This window comes from Corynebacterium pseudopelargi, assembly GCF_003814005.1.
GTDB classification, from domain to species: domain Bacteria; phylum Actinomycetota; class Actinomycetes; order Mycobacteriales; family Mycobacteriaceae; genus Corynebacterium; species Corynebacterium pseudopelargi.
The window spans coordinates 171,722-187,263 of the sequence record NZ_CP033898.1 but is presented as its reverse complement, the minus strand read 5'-3'; the positions used below and the strand labels follow the sequence as shown (position 1 = coordinate 187,263).

The following is a 15,542-nucleotide window of genomic DNA, read 5'->3' as shown; positions in this document are numbered from 1 at the left end:
ATCACCTTTCGTTTTACCTTTTAGGTTAGCGCCAGCAACACCATGGTGAGGATTGCACCAACCACAAAGTTCAACACCAAGAACACCCGCCACGCGCGGTTCACACTTGGAGAAGTCTGAACAGTAACACCCATAAAGCGTGCAGCGTTGAGGGCATAACCAAAACCAGCCAATCCAATGAGCCAGGCAGGCGAAGGTAAGAAGAATAGCAGCGAAGCCGCAAGCGCATAAGCCACAACCACCAAGCGCACCGTCAGGCGCGGCCCGAGCTTGGTGGCAATGGAGTGCAGACCCCCGGCGCGATCAGATTGCACGTCTTGAACCGCCCCAAGCGCGTGGCTAGCCATACCCCAAAGGAAAAACGAGGCCATGGCAAGCCAGAAGCCCTCGGGGGGCTGCCCATAGGCGGCGCCGATGATCGCCGGGGTAACAAAGTGTGCAGATGACGTAGCCGAATCGAGCACGGGGCGTTCTTTAAAACGCAGCGGTGGGGCCGAATACGCCACCACACAGAATGCAGAAAAGAGCAGCCAACCCACAGCGCCTTGGGTGGCCATGATCACCAGCAATGGCAGGGTGCTCAGTGCCGATGCCCACAGCAAAGGCGTGTGCATCTGCTTGGGAAGCACCGCTCCTTCTACCCCACCTTTGCGTGGGTTGCGAATATCCGACTCATAATCAAAGACATCATTGATGCCGTACATGGCGATGTTATAGGGAATGAGGAAGAAGAAGGTGCCAAGTATCAGCAGCCAGTTCACACCTGCGCCTGAAAGCAGATAGGCCGCAGCGAAGGGGAAGGCGGTATTGACCCAACTCAGTGGCCGCGATGCGTGAAGGATTTGTTTGATCATTTATGCACCACCGGCACGATAAGGCCCACCACGAGCGGGTAGAAGAAATCTTCAATGGGCACTAATCCCACATGAATACCAAGGCGCTGGGCATCGCCATAGCCAACAAACCCCGCGGCGATCATCAGATTGTCAAAGATGGCAGTAAGCACCAGCAACGCGGCCACGGTGATGGCCGTTGCCTTTGGCTTGCGCCCGCGGTTGATTGCAAGCGCGAGGATTAAAAAGGGCAGGCTGATCAACAGATACGTCATTTGCTCACCCCTGCAGCGATGTTCATGCTCAGATACACCAGGAAGGCCAAGAAGATTGGCTCCTCGATGGGCATTTCTGGGGCTAGCTCAATGCCCGTCATATACGGAGAATCGCCACGATAAAAAGAGCCAGTGGCGATGCCGAGTGCATCCCAGACTAAGAACATGGCCACCAACGCCAACATGATGATGGCGCTGCGCTTTGGGTTGGCAAAGAAGGTGAGCTTGAATCGCCAGTCGCACAGCACCATGCACGCTGAGCTCAGCAGCAAAAAGATCAGGTACGCGGCCGCCATCTAGCGCTCCAGCGCTTGGTGGGAAGTATCGCCGCGCAAGCGCTTGAGCACGTTTTCTGCAGAGATCAAGCACATGGGCACGCCCACGCCAGGCACGGTGGTGGCACCGGCGTAGTACAGGCCATCTACCTTCTTGGAGGCATTGCTGCCGCGCAGTAGTGCGGATTGCTTCAAGGTGTGAGCAGGGCCGACAGAGCCACCCGACCACGCATAGTATTGCTCGGCGAAGTGCTTCGGGCCAACGATGTGGCGTTGGACAATGCGCTGGGCTAGATCTTCAATGCCAGTCCACTGCGCAATCTGCTCAATGGCTGCATCCGCTACCTGTTCCTCGCGGTTGAAGTGCTCGTCGGCACGCACGGGAACGAGCACGAAGAGGTTCTCATAACCTTCAGGTGCGACTTCACTATCGGTGGCCGAGGGCTTGGAAATATACAACGAACGCGAGGTGCCGGCTGGTTCATTGAACACCGCCTCGAAATCAGGGTCCCAGTCCCTGGAAAAGAGCAGGTTGTGGTGCAAAAGCTCAGGCAGCTCGCCTTCAACACCGAGGTAGAGCAACACGGTGCCGATACCGGGGTTGCGCTTGGCAAAATAGGACTCCGGGTAGGTGCGAAGATCCTTAGGCAACAAGGCCTGCTCGGTGTGTTTGAGGTCAGCAGCACTTACCACCACGTCGGCGTCGAGGACGGTGGCGTCGACAAGCTCAACACCTACGGCCTTGCCATCCTTGCTCAGGATCTGGGCCACCTCTGCGCCAAGGCGGATACTTGCACCTTGCTCGCGCGCAACATCGGCGATGGCATCAATCACCGCGGCGAACCCGCCTTCTGGATACATCACGCCCTGGGTGAGGTCAGTGTGGCTCATCAGGTGATACATCGCAGGGGTCTTGCGCGGTGCAGAAGAAAGGAAGACCGCCGGGTACGTCAGCATCTGACGCAGGCGATGATCCTTGAAACGGGCGTTGACAAAGCTTTCCAAATTAGAGCTCAACAGCTTCAGCAGCAGCCACAAGCGCGTGGTCACGTCGCGGTGCAAAGGCAGCCGGGTAAAGGTGGTGTACAAGAAGTGATCCACCGCCACCTGGTAGGTTTCTGCAGCGCTTTGGAGATATTCTTCTAGCGCTTTGCCCGCACCTGGCTCGATGGACTCAAAAAGTTCCACCGCCTTGGTGCCGCTGACGTCCAACGGCTGCATACCCTCAGGAAAGAGGCGATAAGCCGGATCGAGCGTTTCCAGCTTGAAGCGTTCGGCCGTGCTGGAACCAAAGAACTCAAAGAAGTGGTCGAAGGCATCGGGCATCAGATACCAGGAAGGGCCTGTATCCCAGCGGAAACCATCCACAGCAAGCGAGCCGGCTCGCCCGCCGATGGCATCGTTTTTCTCAACGACGGTGACCTCGTATCCCTCATAACCCAAATAGGCTGCAGTGGCTAAACCTGCCACACCTGCACCGATGACGACTGCCTTCATGCTTTTCCTTTCTTGGCCGCAGCTTTTGCCGCTAAAGCCAGCTTTTTCCAGGTAGGTACGCGAACCCGACGCTGCTTGATCTCTTCGATGCTGCGATCAGCCACGCGATTGGTCAGCTCCTGATAGAGCTCCACCGCAGCCGCCACACCCACACGGGCTTGGATAGGCAAGGCCTGCATCCTCTCGCGAGCCAATGCAAGTTCCTGGCGAACCTCGGCGATCACTTCGTCCTTTTTCGCATCATCAATGCCCGGGTAATAGCTGCGCCCAAGGTGGTGATGATCTTCGTGCAAATCGCGCAAGAAGTTGATCTTTTGAAACGCCCTGCCAAGCGCCTGCGCGCCCGGGTCGAGATAAGCGCGATCTGCCTCCACATCCAGCAAGAATGCATCCAGGCACATCAGGCCGATCACCTCGGCGGAACCGTAGATATAGCGCGCTAGGGCTTCATCATCGAAGCTGCGCTGCTGCAGATCTTGGCGCATGGAGGCGAAAAACGCCTGGATATGTTCGTCTTTGAAGTTGCAGCGCCGCGCAGAAATGGCGAAGGCATGCAGCACCGGATCGCAGTGAAAGCGCTGCGTTTTGGCCGAAAGCACCTGCTGCTCATAGGTATCGAGCAAGGCAGCTTGATTGGATTGCGCAGTACCATCGACGATTTCATCGGCGATGCGAACCATGGCGTAGAGGTTAGTAATGTCGCTTCGCACACGCGGAGCCAACATGCTCGTAGCGGCAGCAAAGCTCGTGGAATACTGCGAGATCACCGCGGCCGCCGCCTTACATGCCATTGCATCGTATTGCTCGAGCATGTGGTTCATTGCAAAAACCTTTCGGGGAGCCTGCGCCAAGGTGGTTGGGTACGCCAGTTCACCGCAATGGTGTGCCAGCCGCGGCGAAAACGCATACCCACATCACCCTCGAGTGCTCGGGGGTGCATAACAACGGGATTTGGCAACAATCCTACGCGTTGGCCGGGACTCAGGGCGAATGAAATGTGCATGTCTTCATGCACACCCGCGTCTGGAAAGTGCACCGAAGCCGCTGACCACCAAGAGCGCCGAATCGAGCAATTTGAGCCAAACAACGGCCAGTGCCCCAGCGCGGATCCCACCGAAAGGTAGTAGGCGCCAAGATAGGCAATGGAGTGCCAACGTGGGCGTTGCTCAAACCAGGCCCAGCCCGTCATGGCCACGGTGTGCTCATCGGCGCTGGCCCAGGCATCGCGGATGCGTTGGATAAAGTGCTCCCCCGGCAGCACATCGGCATCAATGCGAACCAAAATATCGGCCGTTGCCGCATCAAATCCGGCGCGCACCGCATAAGGGATGCCCAATTGGGGCTCAACCACGACGCGCGCACCATAAGCACGAGCAACCTCGGCCGATGCATCGGTGCAGGCATTATCAACCACAATCACCTCATCTGCGCCGTGCAAATGGTGGAGTGCACGGCGCAGCAAGGCGGCATCGTTATGGCAAGGCAGGATCACGGCAATACTCGGCATGATCCTTTAGATCCTAGCTGGAAAGGTAGCGCTGCTTTGCTACTCGACGCGCGATCTTGCCCGATGAGGAACGCGCAATGGTATCCGGATCCATGATGCGAATATCTGCCGGCTGCACGCCGTGGTTTTGAGTCACTGCAGCGCGGATCGCCTCAATAGCGGCGGCATCGTCTTGTTCGCTGCGATCGAAATCGCGCTCTGCCAAGATGATGAGCTTTTCCACGTCATCACCTTCGATGGCGAAAGCAGCAACGGCATAGGGGCGCACCTGCTCGCTGGCGTGATCCACCGTGTACTCCACATCCTGCGGATAGTGGTTGCGTCCGGCGACGATGATGAGGTCTTTGAGGCGGCCGGTGATAAAGAGCTCGCCATCGACGATCATGGCCAGATCGCCCGAAGCCATCCAGAAATCATCTTCCGGCAGGCCTTCGGTGATGCGCTCGCCGAGGGTATTGCGGAAGGTGGCTTGAGTTTCAGCTTCTCGGCCAAGATAGCCCGCGGCCATGTTCTGGCCATGCGCCCAGAGCTCGCCAATCTGGCCTTCCGGCAGCTCTGCCTTAGTTTCTGGGTCCACGATGACCAAATGCTGGGCATTGACCACCTGACCGCAGCCAACCATGGGCACGCCATCCTCGCTGATCTTGGCTTGGTTATTGGCCAATGCCTCACGATCAAAGCGACGAATCACCGGGCGCTGCTCGGTTTGAGGGGTAGATACCAGCAAGGCCGCCTCTGCCAAACCATAGGAGGGGCGAAGTGCCTGGCGTTGCAGGCCATAGGGCTCGAACTTTTCTAGGAAGTTCTGCACAGCTTTTTCCGTCACCGGTTCGGAACCGACGATCAAACCAACCACCTTGGAAAGGTCAAGGTTTTCTGGTGCATCGACGCGGGCAGACATCTCCAGGGCAAAGTTGGGAATGGCGGTATAGACGTGGCCTTCGCCTTCAGATAATTGCTTGAGCCAGCGTTCCGGTTGCTGGATAAAGTCGCGCGGGCTCATGAACTCGAACTGCAGCCCCAATACATTGACCAAGGCGGCGACGATGATGCCCATATCGTGGTGCAAAGGCAGCCAGGTAACCATGCGCAGCGGGGTCATGACCTGCGCGGAGCGGAAGATCTGCAGCACATTGGTAATCACCGAACGGTGGGTAAGGATCACGCCCGCAGGGGTGCGGGTAGAACCTGAGGTGTACTGCAGCAGCGCCGGGGTATCAACAGGATCAGTGTTGCCCGCAGGCGTGGGCTGTTGCCACTGGGCTGCAAGGCTATCCGGCAGGGCATCCACCGAGAGGATCCTCGGGCGCTCAGTGCCGGGCTTGGTGGCAAAGAAGCTACGGGTTGCTGCCGCAGAGGTGGAGTTGGTGAGCACGATCTCGGGGCGGGCATCGCCAATCACGGCCTCGAGGTGGTGGGCATGGCCGGGCTCGGTTGGATCATACAGCGGCACGGGAGTCATGCCCGCATAAAGGATGCCGAGGAAGGAGAAGATGTACTCGGGGCTGTTATTGGCCAAGATGGCCACGCGGGCACCCGGCTGCGCGGTCTGCTGCAGGCGGGCTGCGATGACCTTGACGCGGGTGTTGATCTGGGTGCGGTTATAGTCTTTGGGCTCGCCTTCGCGGGATTGGGAGTAATCCCAAAAACGCATGCAGTGGCGCTCGCCCTGGCCAGCGGCGAGGTCCATTTGGAAGACGATTTCGCTCAAGGCTGCGAGCGTGAGCTCACCGGTGAGTGCAATATTGCCTTGATCGTCGAAGAAACGACCCATTGCCGCTTGGATATCCATAACTCTCCTTCAGGATTATATTTTGGTAGCGAAACCTTAACAATGTTACGCACGTTGCGCAAGTTGCTGGCGTTGCGCAACTCGCGAGAATTATTGCTGGATAAGGTCGCGCGCCCAATCAATCACCCACTGCACCGCAGTAGTACCCGGAATAACATTCGGATTCGTGGCATACATCCCGTGCACACCATTGGACTCAATCAATTGCCGAGCCCTAGCCACCCCATTGACCACATTGCGAGGTGCGTCGCACACCGTATCGTCAGGAGCACAAATCTCCATCACACGATCATTGAGCACCCCGAATCCCCCATCGCGCGGGCCGCGCATCGTGGCACCAGGAACGATCGGCTGCACAAGAAGATTCACCGGCTCAAGGGCAACCTCTGCCCCCACACCGGCCACAGGATTACCAACGAATTGGCCGGCTTCTGGCACACGGCGGCCGTCGGCAAGCAAAGCAACACCACGGATCCGCTCCGCGGGAATCACCTCGCCGTGCACGCCGATCTTATTGGCTACATCGCCAAGCAGCACAGCGCCCTGAGAAAACCCGGCCAAAATGAAATCGGTCTGGGGGCATTCTGCATGCACATCACGCAATTCCTGCTCCACCCTGGCAATGCCTTCTTCACGAGAATCGTCATAACTCATCTCATCTTGGGCATTGATATTACGAAACTGCGCAGTATAAGGCAGCGTCCAGATCTTTACCTTCTGGCCCTGAAACTGCTCAGTCAAAGGGTTAGTGATCTGCAGCATCAAAGAATTCGGATTCGCCTGCGGGGCAAAAGGATCATCCACCGCATTGGACTCCCACGTACCGGGAGCCGAAATAAACTCCACATCGGCGCAGTGCTCAGGCTGCGCCAAAGGCGGCTGCTGGGCGCCCGTCTGCTCGCTTGGACGCTGCTCTAACCAACGGGCAACACCCAATACAATCACGATCACAATGATGATCGCGGCTGCCGCCATGAGGAGTTTTTTCATGCGCAATATGCCTTCTTGGCGCTGGCCTCAAGAGCCTGCGCCGTTTGCTCGAAATCCTTATCCGTCTTGCCCTGCTCCACCAACTGCCCGGCAACAGCCTGCACCGTAGCCGAATTCATCGGGCTGCCATCCTCAGAGCACACCAAAGAAGCCACAGTGAGCAATTCCCGCTCCACGCCCTTGGTATCTACGCCATCTTTATCAAGCTGATCCAAATAGGCAGAATCCTGCTTGCTCAACACCAGCTTTTCTTCCGGCACCTGATCAATTTCTTGAGCCGGGCGATCCTGAGTCTGCTCAGCTTGCTCCTGCGTAGCCTTGGACTTCTTCGACTGCGAAGGCGTAGAGCTTGCCGTCTTGCTCAACGGAGCCACAGAGGTGGACTCATCTTCTACCGTCGCACTTCCGCACGCAGCCAAGGTGGTGGAAGCCAATACCGCAGCCAATACGCAGCCCGCGAGGCGCTTCATCTACTTCTCCTCCTTGATTTCTCCATTGATCTGACGGATCTTGCCATGCTCGAAGGTGATCTCTTGGCCACCGGCAGGGATCTCGCTTTGATCGCTGGTGGGATAACCATACTCGCCTTGCTCATAGCCCTTCTTGCCCCAAGCATCGAAGATGTCACCATAGTAGATGGCGTGGGCATTGGTGGGCAGCGACCAATACAGGTTGCCGCGCTCGAAGCGCTGGAAGGCGCCACCGGGGATGGAAAGCTCATTCGTCTTCGGTGCGCCAAGCGGAGATTCAACCGTGCCCATCTCCAGGTACTTCTTGGCAATGACACCCTTGAGCCAATGACCCGGCTCGCCGTCCTTATTCACCACAATGCCGTCTTGGAATTGCTGGATGCGGTAGCCATTCTTTTCTTCCATGGGCTTAATGGGCAAACCAAGATCGCCATTTTCAAAGCCCTGGGTGCCCCAGGTGGCGATGATGTCATTCGGCACCGCCACAGGGCCGGTTTCTACCGACCAGTAGATGTTGCCGTGCTCGAAGGTGACCATACGGCCCTTCTTCAGCTCGATCTCAGAAGAGGTGGGATAGCCCAACCAAGACTCCGGACCGCCCATTTCTGCATAGCGTGATCCGATGCGGCCCCAGAGCGGATGCGCGCCCGTCTTGGGCGACCAATACGCGCGGCCAGAAACAAAGTCTTCTGCCTTGCCACCGGGCACGTCGTATTCGTTATTCACGCAATCGCCAATCACGCCATTCTTCGTGGCCTCGGCAATCGCACCCACCGGCATACAGGAGCTACCGCGGTCTTCCTCGCCCAGCTTGAGCGCATCGGCCATATACGGCCAAGCCTGGACCATCTCAAACTGCCAGTACGGCCAGTCATGCACACCGGAAGGACGGAAGGACACCACAGGTTCAACACCTGCGCGCTTTGCCCTATCGACGAAGGTCTGCGAGGTCATTCGAGAAATCACCTCAAGGCCAACGCCTGCTGGCTGAGCAGGGCCTTTGGCCACAGAGTCCGGCTTGCCATAATCATCGTTGCCGGAACCTGCAGAAACATAGACCGTTTTGCCCTGGAGGTTTTCTACACCCAACTTCGGATCATGGTCGATCCAGTCCTGGGAACCATAAGGACCCCACATCGCGGTGGCATCGTAGCCACCTGCCTCAGACAACGCAGCCTGGATGGCCGGGGGCATACCCACACTGGTGGTATCGAGGTAGCCGGAGAAGGAACCGGCGAAGTTGAACAGATCCGGGCGACGCTCCGCCAAGTTGATGGCTGCGGTACCGCCCATAGACAGGCCGGTGATCGCGCGATCATCATTGGTGCGGTAGCCCTCACGCAGCACAGGGATCAGCTCTTGGGTTAAGAAGCTCTCCCACATGTAGTGCTTGCCATTATCGGGGCGTTGCCAATCGGAGTAGAAGGAAGACTCGCCACCGACGGGCAGCACCACATTGACGTTCTTATCGGAGAAGAACTGCTCAATATTGGTGTACATGGTCCAACCATTTTCGGTGTCCACTGCACGCATGCCGTCGAGCGCCCATACCGAGGGGAAGCTACGCGAAGGATCCTTGTACCAATCGCGAGCCAAGAGCACCTGCACCTGGATGGGAGCCTCGGGCATCACCTTGGAGTTGATAAACAAAGCGATGCGACGAGCGCTCAACCACTCCACACGATCTACAGATACACCTTCTGGCAGACCTTCGATCTTGGGATAATCGGTGCGGATCGGGGTACGCGGTTGGGCATCGCCACGCAGATAGTCGGAAACGCCTGGGATCTCGACGCTTTGGGCGTGCACCTGGGGTGCGAGGGTAACGCTCAAGGCAGCGGACAGCGCCAATGCGGCGAGCTTGGTTGCATGCTTCACGTGTGTCTTCCTTCCAGTAGTCAAGTCCCAAGCTTAAAGTTGAACTTCAACTTTCACATTAGACACACCGGACAAAAGAAAAAACTCCCCGCAGGGAGTTTTCTTTTTGGCTACATACCCAATGGGCACAAGCGCGAAGGCTTACCAGGCGTTCATCACATCGAGGATGCGGCCGCGGGTCTTTGCAAGCTGCATATCCCATTGCTGCCAGTTGTGAATGCCCAAAAGCGGGTAATCAGAGGTGACGTTCAGGCCAATGGCGCGAGCCTTGGGCTCCCAGTAGCGGGTGGAGGCATTGGCGCTGGCTTCAAGCGCGGAACCAACCAGCAGGCCATTGATCGGCTGGCCAATCTCGCCCGGACCCCACACACCGGAGGCTGCGGAGACGTAGACGTCCTTGCCGCGAAGGCCTTCCATGTTGGTATAAGGATCAAGCTCTGCACGACGCGGGCTCATGATCGAGCCGTACATGTTGTTCACATTCAGCTGCGCGGTATCCCACACAACCAGACCCATCAGTGCAAAAGCACCGGGCAGCGTGGTGGTGAGGTAGCCGGAGTAGCTCAGCGCCTGGCGGAACTGCTGCGGGTGATTCGCCGCGAGGTTCATCGCGGCAGTAGCGCCCATGGAAAGACCAGCAATGGAGTTATTGGTGGGGCTTACGCCAAAGTGGTGCTGCAGGTAGGCGGGCAGTTCCTGGGTAAGGAAGGTCTCCCACTTCGGGGTAGGGCCACCAAAGAAGCCCTGTGGGCCGGCCCAGTCGGTGTAGAAGGTACCAGCACCGCCCACTGGCATAACCAGGGTGATGTTGTTATCTACGAACTTTTCCATCGCGCGGGCATCGACTGCCCAAGCGTTATAGGCCTCCGGGGCACGGGCACCATCGAGCAGGTAGAGGCCAGCGTTTCCGGCGCGCTGAGCGGGCTGGATTTGCACGGTGATGTTGCGGCCATTGGAGGGCGACCAAACATCACAGCGCTGCACCCAAAAGAGCACGCCATCCCATTCGCAGTGACCGGTAGCATCGGGGCGCAGCCAGTCGCGGTGGCCTTGAGCACTAGCGGTGCCTGCACCAACGGTGGCGAGTGTAGCTGCGGTAGCCACCGCTGCAATCGTCGCGGTTGCCTTCCGGGCAACCGACTTCAAGCGAGACGCGAACGACATAGTTCTCCTTCACTGTATTAACGGAAGACCTATCGCGGCCCCGAACTCAAGCGTTACAATTTCGTGATCTTAATGCCGATCACATTAGAGCATCACGCGACAAAACTACAATGCGGGCACGACGTAGACGGCGATGGTAATGCAGGCGATCCACATCAATGCCAGCACCTGAAGTGGGCGATCTTTGAGCGCGATCTCATCCGGCGCGCCGCCTTCACCACGGTCAACGTCTGCGGCGTAGCGCAAAATCGCCACCGTCACCGGCACCATAGATACCTGGTACCAAACCTTGGCAGCACCATCCACGGCCGAAGCCATTTGGAAGCCCCACAGCGCATAGGAGATCACCACTGCGGTAGCGGAAAGTGTCCACACGAAGCGCAGGTAGGTAGGGGTATAACCCTCGAGCGCTTTGCGGATCTTGGCCCCGCTTTTTTCTGCCAACAGGATCTCCGCGTAGCGCTTACCAGAGGCCATAAATAGCGAACCGAAGGCCGCTACCAGCAAGAACCACTGGGAAAGGTTGATGCCAGCGGCCACACCGCCTGCCATGGCGCGCAGCATAAATCCAGAAGAAACAAGGGCAATGTCGATCACCGGCATGTGCTTCCAGCCGAAGCAATAGCCGAGCTGGAGCACAATGTACACAGCCACCACGATGGCAAGCCCCTTGCCGGAAGTGGCCAAAAAGCTCAAGGCCACCGCGCCGACGATCAACGCCACCGCCATGCCGTATGCCAGGCTCACGGGCAGCTTGCCGGAAGCGATGGGGCGATAACGCTTGGTGGGGTGTTCCCTATCGGCTTCTACATCGCGGGCATCGTTGACCAGGTAGATCGAAGATGCAGCCATGCAGAACACGACAAAGGCCAAGGCCACATCGCCTAGGGTGCTGCGATGGAAGAGCGTGTCGGCACCGGCGGCCATAGGTGCGGCCAGCACCAGCACATTTTTTACCCACTGCTTTGGGCGCAGGCCTTTAATAATGGCCTCGCCCAAGTTCTTCGGCGGTTTTGGCGTGGGGCCTTTGGGGTTTCGTGATAGGCCGGAGGTATGCGGCTCTGACTCCAATAGTGCGTCGTCGCTCACTTGTTTCCCTTCATAATCACTGCGGTGGCAACACCAATGCCGGCACCGGCTGCTACATCGCTGGGGTAATGAACTCCGAGAACCATACGCGAGAACATCATCACCGGCACACCGGCCAATGGCCAGGGCTTGCCGCAAATATACGCAAGGCTCACCAGCGCCGCAGCCGTGGATGTAGCGTGCGAGCTTGGAAAACTCAGCTTGGAAGGCGTAGCCACACCCACCTTGATCCGGGGATCGTTGGGGCGTTTTCTGCGAACAATACGCTTGAGCACCACGCTTATGGCATGGCTGCAGAAAGCGGCACCCGCCAAACGGATCCACTGTTCGCGCTTAGCTGGCTGCACTAGGGCGCCTGCGGCGCCAAGGCCCATCCAGCCGAGGGCGTGTTCACCAAAATGGCTCATGGCGCGAGCCGCTGGCAGCACTCCTGGACGATCGGCAAAGTTGCGCTGGATCTGCACCAGCACATCAGCCTCACGCATCGAACACCTCGCTCCACGCCTCACGGCTGGTGAGGTGATCGTGGGCCGCACGGTACTCGCCACGCAGGCGATCAAATTCTTCGGCCACCTGCTTTTGCAGCTTCATCGACTCCTGCAGCAGCTCCTTGGCAAGCTTGCGGTCGCGTTTACGAAAGACCACACCCGAACCATCGGCGGTGGTCACGGTGGCGGAATCCAATTGTCCAAGCGAGAACCAGCGGGCATTGATGGGAGCCAGGTTTGCCTGCGGCACCTCGTGGTGCTCACGGTTTTCCTTGCTCAGCGTGTGCTTGAGGCTCTTGGCCAACCACACGGCCTTCTTTGCACCAGCCAGTGGCCCATTGATGGTCCAGGTGGTTGGCACTCCCGGCGCGCCAGAGGGTTTGGGCAGCTCGCTGGCAGAGGGGATCACCTGGGCGTCGCTGAATTCCTTGCGCATGGCATTAATGCGCGGCAGCGAGGTTTCGAGGATATCGAAGAGATGATCTGGGCCTGCCAGGAAGTCCTTCATGGCCTCGTTTTGAATGGCCACCGTGGAGTATTCCATGCACACCAGGTGCTTTGCCGTGGCCTTTTGCATGGAGCGGATCAGGCCCTTGGTATCGCCATCGTGCTGCAGTGCCGCCACGATCAGGCGGTTGCGCAGGTGGAAGTAGGCCTGCCAGTCGATCGCATCGTCCTTATCGCTCCAGGCCATGTGCCAGATGGCAATGCCCGGCCACGATGCGGTGGGGAAGCCTGCCTTGCCTGCTCGCAGGCCATATTCGCCATCGTCCCACTTGATAAACAGCGGCAGCGGTTGGCCAATGGTTTGGGCCACCACACGAGGGATGGTGCACATCCACCAGCCGTTGTAATCGACGTCGATGCGGCGGTGCATATCGCGCACATCAAAGTCCGGGTTCTGCGGCCAGCGGTTCTTCAAGGGATTGGCTGCGAAGTCGTGGTCATAGTGGGTATGCGGCGCGGCGGTCCACATGAAGCTGCCGCGGTCGATCACCTCACCCATGGTGTGAAGGTGGCTGCGTTCTTGCAGGTTCAGCATTTGGCCGCCGATGAGCATGGGGTGCTTGGCGTAGCGGGCAGCCTGCAGTGCGCGCAGGATGGAGTCGGGCTCGATTTGGATATCGTCATCCATGTACAGGATGTAGGGAGAATCCGGGGTGTTCTGGCCCAGCGCTTCATACATGATGCGCGAGTAGCCACCGGAGCCGCCGAGGTTGCCCTGGCGGAATTCAAAGAAACGATCCTTGAAGTGTTCGGTGACTTCCTGGTAGCCGGGTTCATCTGCGGGGTGCTTATCGCCCTGGTCGGGCATGATAATTGCGTCGATCACCGCATCTACTTCCGGGTCACTTGCCAAGGCTTCGAGTGCAGCTACCGCATCGGCTGGGCGGTTGAAGGTGGGGATGCCGATGGTGGCGCGGGCTTCGAATGGCCCAACTTCGGTGCCATCGGGCATGATCTGGGCCTTGGGGGCGTGCGGTGCGTACCAGCCGGCGGTGATGGTGGAGTCGGTATCGGCGGTGACTTCGAACCAGAGCCAGCCGCCATCTTCGAATTGTTTGAGCGAAAGCTCGAATTCTAAGGTGCCATCGCTCACGACATCGCCTGCGACGGAAAGCCTGGAGGCGTCGATCTTCGAGCGGAACACGTCCACGCGGGCGGTGCCTTCTACCTCTACGCGCAGGATCACGGAGGAAAGCTGCGACCAGCGGCGCCAGTAGCTTGCGGGGAAGGCGTTGAAGTAGGTCTGGAAGCTCACCTCATTGCCGGCCGGGATGCTAATGCTATTGCGGTCCGTCCAGCGAGAGCGGGTTTGGTTGTGCTCCGATTCGATGAGGTAGAGCATGCGAACGTCATAAGGCTCGCCGGCCTTTGGCAGCAGGAAGCGCTGCAGTTTCGCGTCCATAAAATGACCTTCCCTTTTGGCGAAAACTTACCCAATCAGGCTACTCGCTTTCTTCAGCCTGCTGGGAGTGACGCTTCGGGGAAGGTCAGGAAAGATGCCAAGTGCTTTTGCTGCACCCGGCTTAGTGGGTGTGGGGTTAGTGGGCGTCGAGCCAAGCAATGGCGCGGTCGATCACCTGATCACGAGCGGGCTCATTCATGGTCTCGTGCATCATGTCTTTCCACAGAATCATCTGCTTATCGCTGCTACCCACGGCGTTGTACCAGTTGATGTCCATGGGATAGGGCACCAATCCATCGGTATCGCCGTGCATGATCAAGGTGGGGCCTTGATAGTTCTTGGCGTGCTGGCCGGTGTACAGCAGTGCCTCGACGATCTGCAGGCCGGTGGACATGTTCACCACCTTGGAGTTCAGCGGATCATTGGCCAATTGGTTGCGAACATCGGGATCGCTGACCACGCCGATTTTGAAGGCATTGGGAATTTCCATCTGCTGCAGCGCAGCCGGGGATTCGTGTGGTGCGACACCGGGCAGTTGGCTGACATCCATGCCAACGCTATTGAGTGCGCCGTTGAGATTGACCCCAAGGAGGGCGTCGAAAGGCTCCAAGGGACGCTGCTCTTTTTGGGTGAATGGATCCAGCAGGCTCAGGGCGGACTGGCCATCGGCGTGGATGTACTCGGGCTGGAGATCATTCGAGCCGTAGAGGTTGGCGGGCACGCCGCCACCATTGGTCACCAGGCCGTCGATATCGCCGGGGTGGTTAACCGCGTAATACTGTGCGGCCATAGCGCCCATGGAGTGGCCCATCATGTACAGCTTGCCCGGCTGCTCGGCGCGGGCCATATCTACGAGCTGCTTCATGTCGGAATCGACCAGCTCGAAGTTATTAATCAAGTTCTTGCGCACATTGTTATAGGGCTCGGCGGAACGGCCGTGGCCACGGTGATCGAGGCGGTAGACGTTGTAGCCGGCCATATTGAGCCGGTAGGTGATGTAGTCGTAGCGCTCTTGGTTTTCTGCCAGGCCGTGAATGAGTGCGACGGTGGCTTTGGCGCCTGGCACGAGATTCTTTTTGAAGTAGATCTGGGTGCCATCCACGGAAGCGAAGTGTCCATCACTTACTGCTGCGTTGGGGGCCACCATGCCGGATACCTGGCCGGGGTAGGTGTTGTATTCGCGAACATAGCCCGCGGGGTTTGGCTCGGCGTATGCCGGTGCAAGGGTGCCGCCAAAGGCGATGCCTGTGGCGAGGAGGATTCCAAGGGCTTTGCGCGTACCTTTGTGCTGCTTCATGAGTGAACCTGCCTTTCTTGATCTGATTAACAACAATAGGCTTGCTGTTAAAGCAACAAAGAAAGGCTCTCCGCCACT

General features: G+C 58.2%; 15 protein-coding genes. All 15 read right to left on the bottom strand.

The genetic code is table 11. The features are described from left to right. Positions 1-20: 20 nt before the first annotated feature. Positions 21-854: a prenyltransferase gene (locus CPPEL_RS00905; RefSeq protein ID WP_123959283.1), complete on the bottom strand. Its 834-nt coding sequence runs from the start codon at positions 852-854 to the stop codon at positions 21-23. Beyond that, entirely contained in the window at positions 851-1,108 is a 258-nt protein-coding gene (locus tag CPPEL_RS00900) for a lycopene cyclase domain-containing protein (RefSeq protein ID WP_123959281.1), read from the bottom strand. The genes CPPEL_RS00905 and CPPEL_RS00900 overlap by 4 nt, the downstream gene beginning before the upstream one ends. Then, positions 1,105-1,404, bottom strand: coding sequence for a lycopene cyclase domain-containing protein (locus tag CPPEL_RS00895; protein WP_123959279.1), 300 nt, complete (start codon positions 1,402-1,404; stop codon positions 1,105-1,107). Before CPPEL_RS00895 ends, CPPEL_RS00900 begins: the two co-directional genes overlap by 4 nt. After that, positions 1,405-2,880 carry a phytoene desaturase family protein gene (gene crtI, locus CPPEL_RS00890; RefSeq protein WP_123959277.1) on the bottom strand — a complete coding sequence of 492 codons (1,476 nt, stop codon included), beginning with the start codon at positions 2,878-2,880 and terminating at the stop codon, positions 1,405-1,407. After that, positions 2,877-3,701: a phytoene/squalene synthase family protein gene (locus CPPEL_RS00885; RefSeq protein WP_123959275.1), complete on the bottom strand. Its 825-nt coding sequence runs from the start codon at positions 3,699-3,701 to the stop codon at positions 2,877-2,879. Before CPPEL_RS00885 ends, crtI begins: the two co-directional genes overlap by 4 nt. Then, on the bottom strand, positions 3,698-4,387 hold the full coding sequence (locus CPPEL_RS00880) for a glycosyltransferase family 2 protein (RefSeq protein WP_123959273.1): 690 nt from the start codon (positions 4,385-4,387) through the stop codon (positions 3,698-3,700). Before CPPEL_RS00880 ends, CPPEL_RS00885 begins: the two co-directional genes overlap by 4 nt. A 13-nt stretch (positions 4,388-4,400) precedes the next feature. Further along, on the bottom strand, positions 4,401-6,179 hold the full coding sequence (locus CPPEL_RS00875) for a FadD32-like long-chain-fatty-acid--AMP ligase (RefSeq protein WP_123959271.1): 1,779 nt from the start codon (positions 6,177-6,179) through the stop codon (positions 4,401-4,403). Between the two features lie 90 nt (positions 6,180-6,269). After that, a complete protein-coding gene (locus tag CPPEL_RS00870) occupies positions 6,270-7,169 on the bottom strand; it encodes a cutinase family protein (protein ID WP_123959269.1) in 900 nt (299 codons plus the stop codon). After that, positions 7,166-7,639: a DUF732 domain-containing protein gene (locus CPPEL_RS00865; protein ID WP_123959267.1), complete on the bottom strand. Its 474-nt coding sequence runs from the start codon at positions 7,637-7,639 to the stop codon at positions 7,166-7,168. The genes CPPEL_RS00870 and CPPEL_RS00865 overlap by 4 nt, the downstream gene beginning before the upstream one ends. Further along, positions 7,640-9,517, bottom strand: a complete 1,878-nt coding sequence (locus tag CPPEL_RS00860; RefSeq protein WP_245990463.1) for an alpha/beta hydrolase-fold protein — start codon at positions 9,515-9,517, stop codon at positions 7,640-7,642. 141 nt (positions 9,518-9,658) lie between these two features. Continuing rightward, positions 9,659-10,681: an alpha/beta hydrolase gene (locus CPPEL_RS00855; protein WP_123959263.1), complete on the bottom strand. Its 1,023-nt coding sequence runs from the start codon at positions 10,679-10,681 to the stop codon at positions 9,659-9,661. Positions 10,682-10,786: 105 nt separating this feature from the next. Further along, positions 10,787-11,770, bottom strand: coding sequence for a decaprenyl-phosphate phosphoribosyltransferase (locus CPPEL_RS00850; protein ID WP_123959261.1), 984 nt, complete (start codon positions 11,768-11,770; stop codon positions 10,787-10,789). Further along, positions 11,767-12,255: a phosphatase PAP2 family protein gene (locus CPPEL_RS00845; RefSeq protein WP_123959259.1), complete on the bottom strand. Its 489-nt coding sequence runs from the start codon at positions 12,253-12,255 to the stop codon at positions 11,767-11,769. Before CPPEL_RS00845 ends, CPPEL_RS00850 begins: the two co-directional genes overlap by 4 nt. Beyond that, positions 12,248-14,167, bottom strand: a complete 1,920-nt coding sequence (locus tag CPPEL_RS00840; RefSeq protein ID WP_123959257.1) for a glycosyltransferase — start codon at positions 14,165-14,167, stop codon at positions 12,248-12,250. The genes CPPEL_RS00845 and CPPEL_RS00840 overlap by 8 nt, the downstream gene beginning before the upstream one ends. Before the next feature lie 136 nt (positions 14,168-14,303). Continuing rightward, the gene (locus CPPEL_RS00835) at positions 14,304-15,464 is read right to left on the bottom strand and encodes an alpha/beta fold hydrolase (RefSeq protein ID WP_123959255.1); all 1,161 of its coding nucleotides are present in this window, start codon (positions 15,462-15,464) and stop codon (positions 14,304-14,306) included. Between the last annotated feature and the right edge of the window lie 78 nt (positions 15,465-15,542).